This is a genomic window from Syntrophaceae bacterium (assembly GCA_013177825.1).
Lineage (GTDB): Bacteria > Desulfobacterota > Syntrophia > Syntrophales > PHBD01 > PHBD01.
In genome coordinates, this window is sequence record JABLXX010000003.1 from 47,903 (window position 1) to 61,969 (window position 14,067).

Consider the following 14,067-nt stretch of genomic DNA (forward strand, 5'->3'; position numbering starts at 1 on the left):
GTCAGTAGCCCGCACTCGGAGACTTCTTCGCTTCAACCCGGATAAAATAGGTGGTGGACGACGAGCTCCCCGCTGTCCCGGGCAGGACCCATCCGATGGTCTGCTCGTTCGTGGGAGCCGTGGTCGTGAACGCGCCGGCCGTCGTTGCCAAGTACAGTGTCGCCCCGGGGCTCTTGGCCGTCATCCCGGAGATGACGCCGTCCACGACGATCTCGACCGTGGAACCGGATGCCCCCCCTTTGTCGATTACCCCCACGGCCGGACGGAGGCTGGAATCGTCCGCATCGGCTTTGTAGGCCTCGCCGTCGGATCCTTTGATGCAGACGACGTCCCCGGTGGTGAGGGTTTCTCCCGCCGTTGCCGAATACCGGACATACTTCTGTGTCCACCAACTCGCGGCATCCGCCGTCTGCACCAGCAGAAGCAGGAACAGCCCGGCAAAGAGCAGCGCGAAAAATCCCTGATGACGCTTTTTCATGGTTTCCTCCTCAATCGTAGAGGGGAGGATCGGATCCTCCCCGTTGGTTGCAAGGTTCCGGACCTATCCGGCGCAGACCGACTTGTCGAATCCGCGATAGTCCGCGATCTCCCACTCATACTCGTGGCGCTGCTTGTACTGGATCTTGTCGCCCACGAACATCTGCCCCACCAGGGGATTGTCCGCCACGAACAGCTCCGGCTCTTCCTGTCCGTTCAGGAAGGCCACTTCCAAGAGCTCCGCGTCGGCCGGGTCGGCGATCAGGCCCCAGTCATTGGTGTCCGTCGCCAGCTTGTTCACGAGGATCCGCTCATGATTCACGCCGAACTTGCCTGCATGGGGGTTGACCGTTCCGGCGATGGGCCAGGGGCTGTTGAGGGCCTTTGCGATTTCCAGGTAGGAGCGGGCCACCCACAGATACTTGGGATCCAAAGCCAGGACCTCCCCGGAATCCTTCTCCGTCTGGTTGAACATGGCCACCAGGCGGTTGGTCAGCGTGGTGATGCCCGTGGCATCGTTGGTGAGGGCCACACTGCCGAGGTTCCCGTGATCCGAGTGGAACATGGCCTTGCTGTCCCCCTTATAGGTGGCGTTGTCTTTGATCTTGTTCCAGCCGCGCCGGGCATAGGTCCGGCGTGCTGCCCGCCCGAGCCTGGCGATCAGGGTCTGGACCGTCCGGAGATCGTCGTTGATGATGACGATGCGGTTCACCGTGAGGATCACCCCCTTCTGGTTGAGGGCATAGGAGATCTCCTCATCGGTCACCATCGAGATCTCTTCGTAGTCCTTCGCCTGCGGATCGACGTCGGGAAGGTCGCCGAAGTACCCGATGCGGACGGACTCCATCGTCTTGAAGTCCTTCGCGTTCCGCTTGTAGCTGATCAGGGCCTGCTCCCCGTAATCCACGGCCCGGTAATCCTGGATGAGCCTCCGGTAAAGGGTATTCCCCAGGGCATAGCTGAAGGAACTGGTGCTGTACGCGGCGGGCATGCGCTGATAGCCCATGAAGGCTTCGCCGAAGCGGATTCCTTCCGGCGTCAGAGTGCCGCGCACCTCGGCATCACCCGTGATCCGGGTATAGGCGGCCCGGATCGAGGAGAAGGGGGCGACGTCTTTGAACCGGTCGTCCACGGTTACGCCAAAGAGCTTATCCATCGCCGCCTGGATCCGTTCCGGCTCCTCGTTTCCCACCCGGGCCTGTCCGGATCCGGTCACCGATCCCGATCCCGTGAGCTTGTCCACGTACTCTTTCTCGTCCTTGATCGCCGCCCGCAGGACCTCCAGCTCGAAAACCTTTTCTCCGAACTGCTTCCGCAACCGTTCCTGGGACAGATCGGGGAGCCCGGACTCCTTGAGCTCGTCCTTGAGGGTGAGGGAGCAGGCGACAATCCGGGCGTCCTGAAGCGCCTTCTGAACATCCGCACCGTTTCCGCCGGCATCGGCCAGGGCGGTCTTCACCGCCGCCGCGATCCGCTCGTTCATGTCTTTGTCTCCGGAGGGAGCCAGCCCTTTCGTGAGCAGGGTCAGGACCTCCTCTTCCGTTACCGTTCCGCCTGTCACCTTTGCCTCGATGGTCGCATACAGATCGGGCCTCTGCGCCCTCAGGGCGGCCAACAGTCTTTCCAGCATCTCTGCCTCCTTTCGGCCCGCCGTCTTGGCTGCGGCCATTCTCAAGAACTTGCCCCCGGCAATGGGGTCGTACACCACGTCCACCGAGTCGACCCGGACGATCTTCTCCACCTTCTTCGGCCCCAGCCTGTTGCCGGTTGCCGTCTTCGCGAGGACGTCGTGAGAGAGGCCGATCAGATCCCGCTTGCCCCGCTTCCAGGCGTCCAGCGCCATGTCCCGCAGCCAGGATGCGCTCTTCAGGATGTTGAGCGTTCCCTCCAGGCCTGTCGCATTCGGAACCACATCCGAGAGCCAGCCCACCAGGTCCCGCACCGATTTTCCGTAGGGATTGGCGTCCGAGGCATGCTGTCCCTGGGAGAGGGCAAAGACCCTTACGCCTTCATATAGGGGAGCCGCCGCCTTCAGCACATCGAGGGAATAATCCGCGATCTTCTGCAGATCGACGCCCGCTTCGTTGATCTGCACGCGCCACCGGTAGCCATAATCGCCGTCCGCATCCGTCCCCATCGCCGCCGACAGGCGGGAGGCCGCCTGGACCTTCACATACTGGCGTTCCACCTCCACCCGCTGCCCCAGGGTCACCTGGTCATCCGTAATCGTGTACGGGTATTGCCAGTACTTGTCCCCAGGATCGTCCTGGGCAATGACATGATCCGGGAACACCTCGCAGATCCAGACATAGTTCGGTAGGGCCTGCCGGAGCATGTCCCGGATATCCTCAAAGCTCTTTTGACCATCGGCGGATCCCGCCGCCACGAGCCGGCAAATCTCCGACTGGAGACCGACGATATCGCCAGGCGAGGATCCCACAACCATCACTCTCATGACGCCGCTCTCACGATGCATCGGACCCTCCCTCCTTCTTCCCCGTGCCCTTCTTTTCATCGGCCGCAGCATCTGCCTTTCCCCCCTTCGAAACCTTGTGCTTCTGCCCGTCGCCCGCCACGATCACGACGGAGTCGCCGAGATCCTTCCAGTCCAGGACGTCCGCCTCGGCCAGGGGCCGTTCCGTCGGGATGTTCTGTGTGACCGGCCTGCCGTCTTTCACGGTCTTCTTTTTTTCGGAACTGAGGTACGTCAGGCCCTCCAGCCACTTCTGATCGAATCTCGCCATCTCTGATCCTCCTCGTGTGTTTGATGTGATCGGTTATTCCCAGTCGGGATGATACGGCACATGATCGCAGCCGCAGTTCATCGTCTCCTTGAGCGGTGCCTTCGGGTCCCGGGGAAACATCATCGGCACGCCGCCGATGACAAACGACTCGTTTACGGGCACATGCTTCCCGTGGGCCGTGATGTGCGACGGCCGCGGCCGGAAGGGATGTCCCGCATGGATCCACTGCTTCTCCATCTCAGGGACGCTCTCGGCCGCCTGCTCCATCCGGAGCTGGGACGCCTTGGAAAACACGGTCCCCATCTCGTGCCGGGTGATGGTCTCCGCCCGGGCTGCGATGTTCTTGAACTGTCCGGCATCCATGGTTTTCCCGATGCTCTCCGCCACTTCCTGGGGTGTTTTCCCCCCGACGACGCCCAGGGTGATCTCGCCCTTCACCTTGTACCAGGCGTCGCCGAACAGGTTCTGTAGGTAGTCGTTGCTGTAGTCCTTGAGCGTATCCAGAACGGCCGTGGAGAGATGATAGCTCCCCATGCGGATGCCCGAGACCGCCAGGGGTAAATCGACCAGGTTCGTCCCCAGGTTCCAGGCCTCGCTCAAGCGGTCTGACAATTCCGCCTTTGCTCGCAGGGTGTAATTCGCGACCTGGTATTCGATGGAATCCAACATCTGGCGGAGGTGGTATGCATCGAAGGATCCCAGGGCCGCCTTCCCGAGCTCCGTCATCACCTGGCCATGCAGATCCGAGAGGATCGCGAGCATTGATTCCGTCCCCGAAAGGATGCCCTGTTCCTTGGCCTGGAGAGCCTTCTTGATCGCGGTGGACGCCGTGAGCATCCGAGAGCCCCTTCAAATGTCGTTTCTGAGGCCCGTTGACATGTTTATAAAACGTGTCAACGGCATATTCGGGTATTGGGTCATTCGGACGTCCAAACGCCTTACAGGGCATTTTCAGGCGTCGTTCCCAACCTCCGCTTTCTTGGTCCTGGAATAGTCTCTGTAACCCTTCGTCTCTTTCTGCTCTTTGATGGCCTCTTTGACCTGGTCGAGATCGATGTCGACGCCGATGAAAGCCGTGATGGCCGCAAAGATCTGCCGGGCCGTGTCCTTGTCGATCCATTCCTGGTTCTCCGCCCCGATCAGGGCCGCGCCCACCTGCTGCACCACCGTCCCCAGCTTTGCGACATCCTTGGTCTCCATCTGGGGCAGCATGACGGAATACTGTCCGGCCTCCTCGTCGCCCACCCTCAGGTAGCGGGCGGCTCTCGCCTGGCGGATCTGATAGGCGCACATGTCCTCCAGGATGTATTTCACGGTGAACTGCTTCCGCTTGAGCATCTTGATGGCCGGGGAGGACATCTCCGCAGCCGTGGCGCGGTTGACGTCTCCGCCGCCGCCGTACCAATGCTCCGGATAGCCGAAGCGCCCGAGGATGTGATTGCGGAAGAGCCGCGCTCCCTCGCCGGCCTCGATGGATTCCAGCTTGGGCGCGGAAGGCGTGAGCGTGACCTTTTCGTTGTGGCCGTAGACGGTTCCCGATTTCTTGGTGAAGGCTTTGATATGCTCCTTGATCTGGGCGTCATCCGCACCATCCACCATCAGGTCCCACACGAAGCTGTTGAGCAGCGGCCACTTGTCCGCATAGTCGAACAGGTACTGCTCGTATGCGTCCAGCCAGTCCGCCACGGGGAGCAGTGACGAGCGGCCCCGGGGCGAGTTGGAGACGTTGTTGATGGACCAGTAAAAACAATCCCCGTCGGTGAAATGCTCGCGCAGCATCTGCGCCGCGGGGGAGAGAACATAGTCCGCTTCGGGCGGAAGGATCGTCCGGTACTTCTTCGCCTCCGTGGCGATGGAATAGCCCGCCACTTCCCCGATCCATCCCTTGGTCAGGACGCCGATCTGGACCTTCACGTTCTCCGGATCCGTGATGACATCCATGATCTGGGCCGGGTCGATGTAGCCGAAACGCACCCGTCCGGTCTGGGCGGCCGTGAACGCGGGCAGGCAGAGCTCTCCAAAGATATGGAGCTCGTCCACGTGCTTGGGAAAGAAGAGAGGCATGCGGTTGATGGGATCGTTCCAGAAACCATCCAGGACCGCCTTCACGTCCGGATGCTTCGCCTCGTACGGGAGTCCTTCCGCCAGGATGAAAGCCGTTGTGATGTCGATCAGCCACCCGGCCAGGGGGTTTGTCTCCCACAGCCAGTAGGCGATCTCGATCATGCGATCCTGCATGACCGGGATCAGGTCCCGGTTGGGATTCGTCGTGAGCCGTCGCCAGACCGTGCCGTCGGCGTCCGGGGCACCGAGACTATCCGATACGCTCGCCGCACGGATCCGCTCCGGCTGAGAGGCGACCCGTTCTTCCTGCAGGGTGGCCTTCTCCTCGGCGATCCGCCGGGCTACCCTGAATTCCAGCTCGTTATTCAGATGCCTGGAAATGGCTCCGCTCACGCCGCCCTCCTGGAAAACCGGCCCAGCACGCCCGTTCTGTGCGCCCGGTAATCGTTTTGCTCTGGTTCGCTGCTCACGCCGGCCGGCTTCACCAGCCCGCTCTGCAGTTTCCTGATCGCCATCTCTGCGGAATCCGGCCCGTCGTCATGAACCGTCTGGTTGTAGATGTAGACGAACTGCTCGATCAGAACCCTCTGGTCGCTGTGGTTCTTCTCAAAGAGGATCCTCCCGTGTTCCCACAGGTAGGAGCAGGTGCCGACGATCCGGGCGATCTTCTTGGTGTTGTGCTGGATCGGGGACCAGGGGAGAAACCGGTTCACCTCCTTGGCGTAATTCTGGATCGCTTCATGAAGGAAGTCCTTGAACATGTTTTCCTCGATGACCACGATCCCCGGATATGTATCGTTCTGCTGGTAGGCGGCGGCGAACATGTCGCCGATGGAGCGACGCTTGATCCAGGCATGCATGCACGGGAAGATCATCTCTTTGGGATCCAGGCCGAATGTGACAACAGCCCGGAAGTCGCTGCCCCTGGTGGAGGTTCCGGAAGGGTCGACGGCCGTCGCAAAAAGAAGCTCGCGGTTGACCACCTCGATCCGCTCGAAGTACCGGACCTGCTCTTCCGGGAACGGGGAATCTTCGGTACCGACCTTGTTGCGGTATTCCTTGTTGAAGGTATAGGTTCCGACGTCATGCTTCTTCTTCAGGATCCGTTCCATCGGCCAGGCTGCCGGCCACAGGGACCGCTCGTCGGGCGTTCCTTCATCGAGGATGAGATCGTAGACCCTGGATTCATAACGAGGCAGGCCGTCCTCGTCCTCCTCGGCGATCAACTGGGAGATCGCGGACAGCGGAGAAAAGAGGTTCCCCACCATGATCGCGGAATATCCCCGGCCCAGAGAACCCAGCACCGCGCCGCGAATGAAGTTCTTTATCTTCTTCGTGGTATGCGGGTTTTCCACCGTCTCGTCGTTCTCCATGTCGTCGAAGATCACCATGTCCGGTCGGTGTTGCCGATACCGGATCCCGCGCACCTTGTCGCCGCGTCCCCTGGCCATCACCATGACGCCGTTGGACGTCTCAAACTCGTCATCGCTCCATGACTTCGTCTTCAGGTTGCCGAAGTCATGCTTGATGCGGGGGTTCTCCTCCAACTCCAGCTTGATCTGCAGGGAGAACGCGGCCGCCTGGTCATGGGTATCGGAACACGGCCAGATAAAGCGTTTGAGCCCGTAGACGATCTTGTGAACCGGATTCCCCAGGGTGAAGAAGGTGGACTTGGCCAGCTCGCGGGGAGCCCCGACCAGAGCGAGCTGATCTTTCAGCTCTGTGATGAACTGCCACTCCTGATGGCACTCGGCGAAATCGACGCTGAAGTAATGCGGCAGGTAGGTGCGGAAGAAATAGAGCAGGTCGGTCCTTCCCCGCTCTTTGCGGGCGGCCTGCCTGGCCGGCGTGTCCCGTTCGAAGGGCGAAACGGATTCGCGGATCCATTTCTTCAGCTCATCGACCTGCTTGTCGAACTGCCCCTCGGTCAGGTTCGGCCGCTTACGCATTGCCATGGCTCATGCACTCCGTCTTGAACTGCATCGTCATTGCGTCGAAGTCCGCCGCCAGGATCTTCAGTCCCTCCGGATCGTTCTCCCGCAGCCAGGCGACGATCCACTGCATATTCTCCAAGAACACCTGGGCTCGGTCGTATCCGGCCCCCTGGTTTTCAACCGCCCGGAACTTAACGACCAGGGCACCCAGCTTCGAAAGGTTGTCGAGGGTCGCTCCTTCGATTGCGCCGGGCTCCCGCTCCTCGGCAAAGCTCAGTTCCCGCTCCAGAAGGGCCTCCATCCGGAGTCCAAACGTGGCCTTCCTCGCCCGGGCCTTGTCCCATTCATCGAACTCCTCACCGGGCTTCTTCGTCCGCGCCTTCCAGGCGGACAGCGTCTGCCGGGAAACGCCCAGCACGGTTTCGATGGCCGTCAGGGACTGACCGTCGATGAACATCTGCCGGGCCACAGCCTCCAACTCAATGCGGGCACCCTTTTCGGCCATTACCCCAACTCCGTCTTCAGCCGCTGGATATTCGACGAGACGACGGCAAGCTCTGCCCATTTGGATTTCAGGTCGTCCCACTGGCTGTCCACTTCCTCAACGGGTAATTCGTCGGGACGCTTCAGGCTGCAATCCAGGTTGATGCAGATGATCCTGGCCAGGTCTTCGATCTCCATCCGGAGCCGCTTCGCGGTATGCTCCAGATTGGTGAGCTGTACCCTCCGCATCTCGTTTTGCAGGCTCATTTGCCAAACCTCTCGGCGATCCGCTCGTGGCAGGGGATTCGATTTTTCAGGTACGTCGTCAACTCCGTGGTAGCCGCGGTACTGAGCCGGATGGTGTCCACATGCTCGCTGGCTATCTTCTCGTAATGCTGCACCAGCTTGACATTGCTCTCGTACATCTGCACCGCTGCATTGTGGCGTTTCTCAATGGATCGCGAGACCAGGTACATCATGACCCAGGGACCGAGTACGACGACGGCGATGATGACTTCTATCGGCCAGGTGCCGATCTTCGAGATGATGTCCGCCAGGGACGAAAGCGCCGAGACATGTTCAGGACTCATCGGTCAACCTCCCTCAACCGCGTTGCAACCTTACCCCGCATGCCGAATCCTCCATTCCAGCTTCGTTTGGCAGTCGATGCATCGGACGGCCTCGGGAACAGCCTTCAGGCGTTCCGGCTCGATCTCGCCCTCGCAGTCGATGCAGATCCGTCCATCCGTCCCAGCGCCGGGCTCCGGCCCTCCCCGGGATTCTGGGTGAGGGCCGGAGTTTCCAGCCTCGCTATGCGTCCCATGAAATGGGGTGGTGTTCGGTCGCCGGCGGAAATAGGCGTCCAATGCCTGCCGCCGGAAAAACTCATCGTTCTGCTGGGCCTGGTCGATATCGTCCATGCTTCTCAGTCTGGGATAAACCTCCCGTACACATCGTAGATGCCCCGGGAATCCAGCCAGCGGTTCACGTCGGCCGGATCCGGATGTGCCAGGCGGTATTCGGGATCCACCAGCGAGAGGTAACTCGCCCGGTCGGAACAGATCGAGGCCCAGGGGACCTGGATCCAGTCCATGTGCAGGGCCTGACCGACGATAGCCAGGACATCGTACGCGCGGCGATACCAAGGCAGACGGAGATCCGATTCGATGGCCTGAAGAAGCCGTTGGCGCTCCTCGAATGTCCACCGGGGGTTTGTCCAGAATTTCAGACGATGGCCGCCCTGCAGATACTCGGACAGCGGTGCCCGATGAAACAGGGCGTCCTGGGATGCCACGACGCCCGGCGCGATCAGCCACATCGCATGGTTGTAGGACCACTGCTGGTGCTCTTTGATGGCCGCCGAGATCCAGGAACGGAGGTTGTCCGAGAAGACGACCATCGGAAACGACGATATCCGCTGGCAATCCTCGATGGATAAGACACGGTTGGGGTCGCTCATCTCGCAGGCCCCCATCGGTATTTTCCGTCGTCGTATTTCAGGCATACCTGGCTCTGGTGATGAACGCCGACCGTATCGACGTCACAGACAGGGGTGGGAGCGGCCGGCTGCGGCTTGTCGGACAGAATATCCAGGACCGCCATCGTCTCGGCACAGCCCGACAGCAGAACGGCGACAACCAGGATCGCGAGGGCGCGTTTCATTTCGTCACTCCCAGCTGGATCCCGGCGATAAATCCCTCCAGGGCGGATACGACCTGGCTGTTTACCGTTCCGGTCTGGATCTCTACGGTGATGGCGCTGGTTGCAGCCACGATCAACGTAGTCAGCTCGGCATCATCGCCGATCTGACCGTACAGGGCCGTGAGTGCGGCGGTAACCTGATCCGAGGTGAGGTTCCCCTCCTGGGCCACCTGCAGCAGGCCTTTGGCATAGGGGAGGATCGTGCTTGTTGCCGCCGGATACTTGCTGGCGACATAAACACCGGCGATCTTTCCGGCCACCTTTGCGGAATCATTTGTCGCTACGCTCACCCCGGCACATCCCATCAGCATCATCACGGCCAGGACCATCGTCAGTCTCGCCAGTTTCCTCATGTCGGTTCCTCCCGTTCTCTTGAAATGATCAGTCTCGCTGAATCTTCAGCCAAAGATTGATGACCCGGTTTACCCATCCCCGGAAATACTTGGCCATCTTCGGGTTCTTTCTCACGACCTCCGAGTAATGCTTGATCCGCCGGACCATGAACTCTTCCCAGTGCCTGGTTACCTTCAGCAGCGCGATGGCATCGCCGGGAGCTGAGGTAACGGCAAAATCGAAGGCGGCAATGTCAAGGGGGGAGGGAAGATCGTCCGCTCCGATGGCGTCCCAGTATTCCTTCCGGTAGACCTGCTTGGCGTAGTCGATGGGGGTGTTCGCGTCGATCTCGGGGTGGTAGTGCTTCGCCAGGCCCCAGATGGTGAAGCCGCCCGGATCATCGGGGTCGTTGGTGGGTTTCCCCTCCGCTCCGATGACCAGGAGGAATGCCCTGTCGAAGTTCTCTCTCATCGCGAACCCTTGCCAATTTGGGCCGGCACGGACTGCGGCAACGGTTACCGCAGCCCGGCCGGGAAAAGGAGGTGAACGTGTCGGGGGGAACTATAGGAAATCGTGGAGAGGGAAATCTACCAAAGCACTTGAGAAAATTACTTGAATTGCCTTTGAACGGATCCCGCCCCCACGGGGATGTGAGGGCAGGATTGTCCGGGATTTACAGATTCTCGGCGGGGTCGCTTCGTTCTTCGAACAGATTTGCCTGCGTGTAGGGAGGCTTGCGCTGGACGATTGCACGGATCCAGGCCTCCGTAAGATCGTATTTCCGGGCCAGATCCCGGTGATTGTTCCCCGTGAACTCCGCCCGGATCCGCTCGTCCCGCTTGTCCCGAAACAGGCTGTCGAGCTTCGGATAATAAATCCTCATCCCGCCGATATGCCGGGCAAGCCGGAGAGTCGGCTCCATCCCGATGATCCGGGCGACGTCCTGGTAGCTGTCGGGAAGGCAGTCCAGGGAGATCTCTTTTGCAATCTCGGTCAGCCAATCCACATCCATCGTCATGTCCTCATTGCTGATGAGCCAGGAGCCCCTTCAGACCCTCGATGGTATCGCTGGCCTGCTGCGCCGTTTTGATCCTCGGGATCTTTATGTATTTCTCAAGCCAACGTTGATATCCATCCTCATAGCGCCAGGCGATCTTTTTCTGCAGGACATTGATCATCTCGATTTGATCGCGAGAGGGCAGCATGATGACGTTTGCCGGATTCTGCCTTGCACGCTTGCGGTCGTTTATCGGCTGCCACCGGGAGCGCCTGGCCTGGCCACGGGTGCGGATGTAGTTGGATTGGATTTTGAAACCGAGGGTTCGGAAATAATTGATCAGCCCGTCCGCCTCGAAATACGTCAGACCGGCGCTTGAGCGCTTCTTCCCTTTTGTCTGTGCTCCAATGGCCAGCCTGTACTCTTCGTCCGACAGGCCGAGTTGCTTCTTCGCGATATGAATCAACTGAATCTGAACCGGTTCAATCATTTTCATGACACGGACACCCCCAATTTTTTCTTTAAGCTGTTCAAGGCTTGCTGGTTCGCCTCGGACATGGGCTCCGGCTGGTCATCCGTCTCGCGGGTGATTCCCCGCCGTGCAGCCTCCCGCTCTACCTCCGCCTTTGCTGCCACTCCGGCCGCCATCTCCCAGGCAACATGCCGCAGGTAATTGTTGTTCTTGAGCCCCTTCGGGCCGCTCTGAAGAGTTGCCTCCATTGCCTTGCCCCAGATCTCGGGCGGGCAGGGCCTGGTCTCTCCACCCTGCCAGTGGACGTTCCCGGTCTCCACCAGGTCATTCAGGTTCCTGATAATTGCCTGGGCTCTTCGCCAGGGGAGTGCTTTTGTCCCCTGGCGGAAGAGTCCCAGGTAAGCGAGAGCCTGTCTCAAAACGGGCGGCGGCAGCTTCACCAGGGCATCGAAGGTGTTCCGACAAAACGTATCGTTCTGCCAGGCCTCCGCACTGGCCACAGCCCCGCAACTCGGACAGACAAGCCGCATCTATATCCCCTCTCTGCTCGGGATATCGTCGAACACGACGGGGATCTTCATCGTCAAATCCAGCAGGAGGGGCATCATCAATTCACGCATCTGGGGATGCGCGGCGGCGGATGTCCGCAACTTGAGTACGTGTCGCCACTCACGCAGATTGGATGTCATGACGATCTCCGTCTTCAGGCTGTTGGGGAGAACGGCTCTGGCGCTTTGAGGGCTCCACTCGTGCTGCCTCAGCGTTGCATAGTATCGTTCGGCATCAAGCATTGCCCATGCCCAGTAATGATCGCTGTTCCAGGCAGTGGAAAATTCATCAGGTGTATGGTATTCCCCCGGTGCAATCTCGACCCAGGGCGGAATGATAAATGTAACCTGGGGAGCCTCATCTTTCCCAACATAATCACAGTACCTGGTTGATTCCTGGCTGAATGCGGCCAGGCGATGACGGACCAGCTCGTGCGTCACTCCGCGATCACAAATAAATCGGACCGATATGGACTCATGCTCGATCACCGACTCGTGGCTGTTTTTGATGATACTGCGAACAAAAGGGACAGCAGACTCAGTGGTGATTTTTCGTTCTGACTTGTAGCAAGTCCGGCCGGCAGCCTCGATCCGCTGCAGGATCTCGCCACTATTGATCGTCGTAAGGATTTCATGGCTTGGTTTCATCAAGATCATAATCAGCACCCCTTTCAGGTCAGCGGCACATAGGTCGTTTTCTGGACATCACAGGTGTAATCTCCGCGGATCCGGAACATCCGTCCGGGTTTATCACCAATGACTTTACAGCGGCCGTCCGGAATCACTGTATCCTTAACCCTTCCTTGCTTGATGAAGGATTCACACCATTGGCAGTTCCTCGTTTCGCATGTCGATCCCTTGCGATAGCGGAGCTCGACCTTCTTCTTCAGTCTCGGGACTCCCATGGATGCCTCCTTTATCCCAACAGGGCAGCCTGCAGCCCGTTACCGTTGCAGGATCGGTTTAGCTGAGCCTGCCTTCCCGCTGCCATCCCGTTCAGGTAGTCCCGCCATTCATGTTCTCTCAGCGTTTCTCCGCCGTTCCTTCGTATGGGCATAACTTCCACGGTTTTCGGATAATGGTTTGCCACATAGGCATCAATGGACCGGCTGTTCCCATATATCCCCGCAAATGCTTCGACCTTCTTTTTGACGACCGTTACCCATGCCTCACAGAAAATATCGGCTCTCTGGGTCTTCCTTGCCGGTTTGCACCGTTTCAGATGCTTTCCGATGTAGATCCCCCGAGCGCGTCTGATTTGGCGCATGAGCACGATGTGCGCGTATTGTGCGACTTCCGGGGCCGGATCACACCCGATGAAGAGCCATTCACCGTTACTCTCCCAGGTGATGGGAGGAGAAAAGATAACCCGGCAGCCGAACGCCTGCCCGATGATCCGTACAAGTGCCGTCTCCCAGGCAACAGGGTTCTCTTTAGCCCTTGATTTCCCCCTGCACTCCGTCGCTTCGGCGGCAAGCATATCGCCATCGGAGATGGCATATTTATCCATCAGCGTACGGGCATGTTTTAGGGCCGCCGCTGCCTCGTGTTCATTGCTGCTTCCCGCCAGGGCAAAGCATTTCTTGATCTTGTCGATGATCCGTGCACGTTCCTCCTGTGTCATCATTATGCCGCCTCCTTTGCCTTCTCCGGATCCTCCTCTTTGAGCAGGGCGTCCACGAACTTGTCGATCTCCGAGTCCGTGCTCTTGATCACGACCTGGTCGCTGGTCTCCTCGACAGTGACTCCGATCCGCTTGAGATCTGCGGCGGGAAGGTTTTCCAGGGCGTTTTTGAGTGGCTTCTCCGTCGTTTTGATCAGGACGTCCGCCTGGTCGGGCAGGTGCTTCTTGATCAACTTCACCACCTGGTCATCATCCGCCCAGGAGATCTTGCCCTTGGCCTTCTGAAACCCAACCTTGACACCGTGGAAAATCATCGTCTTGGGCTTCACAAACAACTCCCGGCCTTCCTCCAGGGCGACCTTCAGAATGGAATGACGCTCCATCACGGTTTTGACGCTCTGTTTGATGGATGGAAGACGCCGACGCTTGGCCGCGTTGATCTCGTCTTCCAGGGACCGGACCAGGGTGGAGAGCCTCTCGCGGCTCTCGGAAAATTCCTTGGTCCGCTTCTCGATATCGCCGATAGATGGCATCTGATTCACCTTTCCTTTCGGAAACGCCCGCATTCCCGGCACTTGTCGGGATGGCGGGACTGTTGTACAATGCATACCGCCGTGTCGATCCGTTCGTTACGCACAAGGCAGTGGGTTCCATTGCTGCAGGGCGTTCGGCCCGTGGTATCTTCGCGAG

The 14,067-nt window shown here is 59.5% G+C and carries 21 protein-coding genes; all 21 read right to left on the minus strand.

Going from position 1 to position 14,067, the window contains the following annotated elements; genetic code table 11:
• Window position 1 precedes the first annotated feature (1 nt).
• The 21 genes from HPY65_07805 to HPY65_07905 all read right to left on the minus strand — a co-directional run bounded on the left by HPY65_07805 (window position 2) and on the right by HPY65_07905 (window position 13,910).
• Window positions 2-478 (minus strand): DUF2190 family protein, encoded by a 477-nt coding sequence (locus HPY65_07805; GenBank protein NPU84379.1) that lies wholly within the window; start codon window positions 476-478, stop codon window positions 2-4.
• A 63-nt stretch (window positions 479-541) separates the two neighbouring features.
• On the minus strand, window positions 542-2,953 hold the full coding sequence (locus HPY65_07810; protein NPU84380.1) for a hypothetical protein: 2,412 nt from the start codon (window positions 2,951-2,953) through the stop codon (window positions 542-544).
• Entirely contained in the window at window positions 2,943-3,221 is a 279-nt protein-coding gene (locus tag HPY65_07815; GenBank protein ID NPU84381.1) for a hypothetical protein, read from the minus strand. The genes HPY65_07810 and HPY65_07815 overlap by 11 nt, the downstream gene beginning before the upstream one ends.
• A gap of 33 nt (window positions 3,222-3,254) precedes the next feature.
• Window positions 3,255-4,058, minus strand: a complete 804-nt coding sequence (locus HPY65_07820) for a hypothetical protein (protein NPU84382.1) — start codon at window positions 4,056-4,058, stop codon at window positions 3,255-3,257.
• A 114-nt stretch (window positions 4,059-4,172) separates the two neighbouring features.
• The gene (locus HPY65_07825) at window positions 4,173-5,678 is read right to left on the minus strand and encodes a hypothetical protein (protein NPU84383.1); all 1,506 of its coding nucleotides are present in this window, start codon (window positions 5,676-5,678) and stop codon (window positions 4,173-4,175) included.
• Window positions 5,675-7,240, minus strand: a complete 1,566-nt coding sequence (locus tag HPY65_07830; protein ID NPU84384.1) for a hypothetical protein — start codon at window positions 7,238-7,240, stop codon at window positions 5,675-5,677. Before HPY65_07830 ends, HPY65_07825 begins: the two co-directional genes overlap by 4 nt.
• On the minus strand, window positions 7,227-7,724 hold the full coding sequence (locus HPY65_07835) for a DUF1804 family protein (protein NPU84385.1): 498 nt from the start codon (window positions 7,722-7,724) through the stop codon (window positions 7,227-7,229). Before HPY65_07835 ends, HPY65_07830 begins: the two co-directional genes overlap by 14 nt.
• The gene (locus tag HPY65_07840; protein NPU84386.1) at window positions 7,724-7,969 is read right to left on the minus strand and encodes a hypothetical protein; all 246 of its coding nucleotides are present in this window, start codon (window positions 7,967-7,969) and stop codon (window positions 7,724-7,726) included. The genes HPY65_07835 and HPY65_07840 overlap by 1 nt, the downstream gene beginning before the upstream one ends.
• Window positions 7,966-8,292, minus strand: a complete 327-nt coding sequence (locus HPY65_07845) for a hypothetical protein (protein ID NPU84387.1) — start codon at window positions 8,290-8,292, stop codon at window positions 7,966-7,968. Before HPY65_07845 ends, HPY65_07840 begins: the two co-directional genes overlap by 4 nt.
• 30 nt (window positions 8,293-8,322) lie before the next feature.
• Entirely contained in the window at window positions 8,323-8,622 is a 300-nt protein-coding gene (locus HPY65_07850) for a hypothetical protein (GenBank protein ID NPU84388.1), read from the minus strand.
• Between the two features lie 5 nt (window positions 8,623-8,627).
• Window positions 8,628-9,161, minus strand: a complete 534-nt coding sequence (locus tag HPY65_07855) for a hypothetical protein (GenBank protein ID NPU84389.1) — start codon at window positions 9,159-9,161, stop codon at window positions 8,628-8,630.
• The gene (locus HPY65_07860) at window positions 9,158-9,364 is read right to left on the minus strand and encodes a hypothetical protein (GenBank protein ID NPU84390.1); all 207 of its coding nucleotides are present in this window, start codon (window positions 9,362-9,364) and stop codon (window positions 9,158-9,160) included. The genes HPY65_07855 and HPY65_07860 overlap by 4 nt, the downstream gene beginning before the upstream one ends.
• Window positions 9,361-9,756 carry a hypothetical protein gene (locus HPY65_07865; GenBank protein NPU84391.1) on the minus strand — a complete coding sequence of 132 codons (396 nt, stop codon included), beginning with the start codon at window positions 9,754-9,756 and terminating at the stop codon, window positions 9,361-9,363. Before HPY65_07865 ends, HPY65_07860 begins: the two co-directional genes overlap by 4 nt.
• Before the next feature lie 28 nt (window positions 9,757-9,784).
• Window positions 9,785-10,207, minus strand: coding sequence for a hypothetical protein (locus tag HPY65_07870; GenBank protein ID NPU84392.1), 423 nt, complete (start codon window positions 10,205-10,207; stop codon window positions 9,785-9,787).
• 202 nt (window positions 10,208-10,409) lie between these two features.
• Complete coding sequence (locus HPY65_07875) at window positions 10,410-10,748, minus strand: hypothetical protein (protein ID NPU84393.1); 339 nt, start codon at window positions 10,746-10,748, stop codon at window positions 10,410-10,412.
• A gap of 10 nt (window positions 10,749-10,758) precedes the next feature.
• Window positions 10,759-11,229: a DUF1018 domain-containing protein gene (locus HPY65_07880; protein NPU84394.1), complete on the minus strand. Its 471-nt coding sequence runs from the start codon at window positions 11,227-11,229 to the stop codon at window positions 10,759-10,761.
• Window positions 11,226-11,735: a hypothetical protein gene (locus HPY65_07885; protein ID NPU84395.1), complete on the minus strand. Its 510-nt coding sequence runs from the start codon at window positions 11,733-11,735 to the stop codon at window positions 11,226-11,228. Before HPY65_07885 ends, HPY65_07880 begins: the two co-directional genes overlap by 4 nt.
• Window positions 11,736-12,410: an FAD-dependent thymidylate synthase gene (thyX, locus tag HPY65_07890; protein NPU84396.1), complete on the minus strand. Its 675-nt coding sequence runs from the start codon at window positions 12,408-12,410 to the stop codon at window positions 11,736-11,738. It lies immediately after the preceding gene.
• Window positions 12,411-12,424: 14 nt separating this feature from the next.
• Window positions 12,425-12,658, minus strand: a complete 234-nt coding sequence (locus HPY65_07895) for a hypothetical protein (protein NPU84397.1) — start codon at window positions 12,656-12,658, stop codon at window positions 12,425-12,427.
• Window positions 12,659-12,669: 11 nt separating this feature from the next.
• Entirely contained in the window at window positions 12,670-13,380 is a 711-nt protein-coding gene (locus HPY65_07900) for a DUF2786 domain-containing protein (protein ID NPU84398.1), read from the minus strand.
• Entirely contained in the window at window positions 13,380-13,910 is a 531-nt protein-coding gene (locus HPY65_07905; GenBank protein ID NPU84399.1) for a hypothetical protein, read from the minus strand. Before HPY65_07905 ends, HPY65_07900 begins: the two co-directional genes overlap by 1 nt.
• Window positions 13,911-14,067: the final 157 nt, after the last annotated feature.

Coding starts and splice junctions, on each gene's coding strand:
- HPY65_07860 (NPU84390.1), bottom strand. CDS start 9,364: ATGAAACGCGCCCTCGCGATCCTGGTTGTCGCCGTTCTGCTGTCGGGC.
- HPY65_07810 (NPU84380.1), bottom strand. CDS start 2,953: ATGCATCGTGAGAGCGGCGTCATGAGAGTGATGGTTGTGGGATCCTCG.
- HPY65_07900 (NPU84398.1), bottom strand. CDS start 13,380: ATGATGACACAGGAGGAACGTGCACGGATCATCGACAAGATCAAGAAA.
- HPY65_07870 (NPU84392.1), bottom strand. CDS start 10,207: ATGAGAGAGAACTTCGACAGGGCATTCCTCCTGGTCATCGGAGCGGAG.
- HPY65_07820 (NPU84382.1), bottom strand. CDS start 4,058: ATGCTCACGGCGTCCACCGCGATCAAGAAGGCTCTCCAGGCCAAGGAA.
- HPY65_07895 (NPU84397.1), bottom strand. CDS start 12,658: ATGGGAGTCCCGAGACTGAAGAAGAAGGTCGAGCTCCGCTATCGCAAG.
- HPY65_07815 (NPU84381.1), bottom strand. CDS start 3,221: ATGGCGAGATTCGATCAGAAGTGGCTGGAGGGCCTGACGTACCTCAGT.
- HPY65_07850 (NPU84388.1), bottom strand. CDS start 8,622: ATGGACGATATCGACCAGGCCCAGCAGAACGATGAGTTTTTCCGGCGG.
- HPY65_07830 (NPU84384.1), bottom strand. CDS start 7,240: ATGGCAATGCGTAAGCGGCCGAACCTGACCGAGGGGCAGTTCGACAAG.
- HPY65_07855 (NPU84389.1), bottom strand. CDS start 9,161: ATGAGCGACCCCAACCGTGTCTTATCCATCGAGGATTGCCAGCGGATA.
- HPY65_07840 (NPU84386.1), bottom strand. CDS start 7,969: ATGAGCCTGCAAAACGAGATGCGGAGGGTACAGCTCACCAATCTGGAG.
- HPY65_07865 (NPU84391.1), bottom strand. CDS start 9,756: ATGAGGAAACTGGCGAGACTGACGATGGTCCTGGCCGTGATGATGCTG.
- HPY65_07805 (NPU84379.1), bottom strand. CDS start 478: ATGAAAAAGCGTCATCAGGGATTTTTCGCGCTGCTCTTTGCCGGGCTG.
- HPY65_07885 (NPU84395.1), bottom strand. CDS start 11,735: ATGCGGCTTGTCTGTCCGAGTTGCGGGGCTGTGGCCAGTGCGGAGGCC.
- HPY65_07835 (NPU84385.1), bottom strand. CDS start 7,724: ATGGCCGAAAAGGGTGCCCGCATTGAGTTGGAGGCTGTGGCCCGGCAG.
- HPY65_07845 (NPU84387.1), bottom strand. CDS start 8,292: ATGAGTCCTGAACATGTCTCGGCGCTTTCGTCCCTGGCGGACATCATC.
- HPY65_07905 (NPU84399.1), bottom strand. CDS start 13,910: ATGCCATCTATCGGCGATATCGAGAAGCGGACCAAGGAATTTTCCGAG.
- HPY65_07875 (NPU84393.1), bottom strand. CDS start 10,748: ATGGATGTGGATTGGCTGACCGAGATTGCAAAAGAGATCTCCCTGGAC.
- HPY65_07880 (NPU84394.1), bottom strand. CDS start 11,229: ATGAAAATGATTGAACCGGTTCAGATTCAGTTGATTCATATCGCGAAG.
- thyX (NPU84396.1), bottom strand. CDS start 12,410: ATGATCTTGATGAAACCAAGCCATGAAATCCTTACGACGATCAATAGT.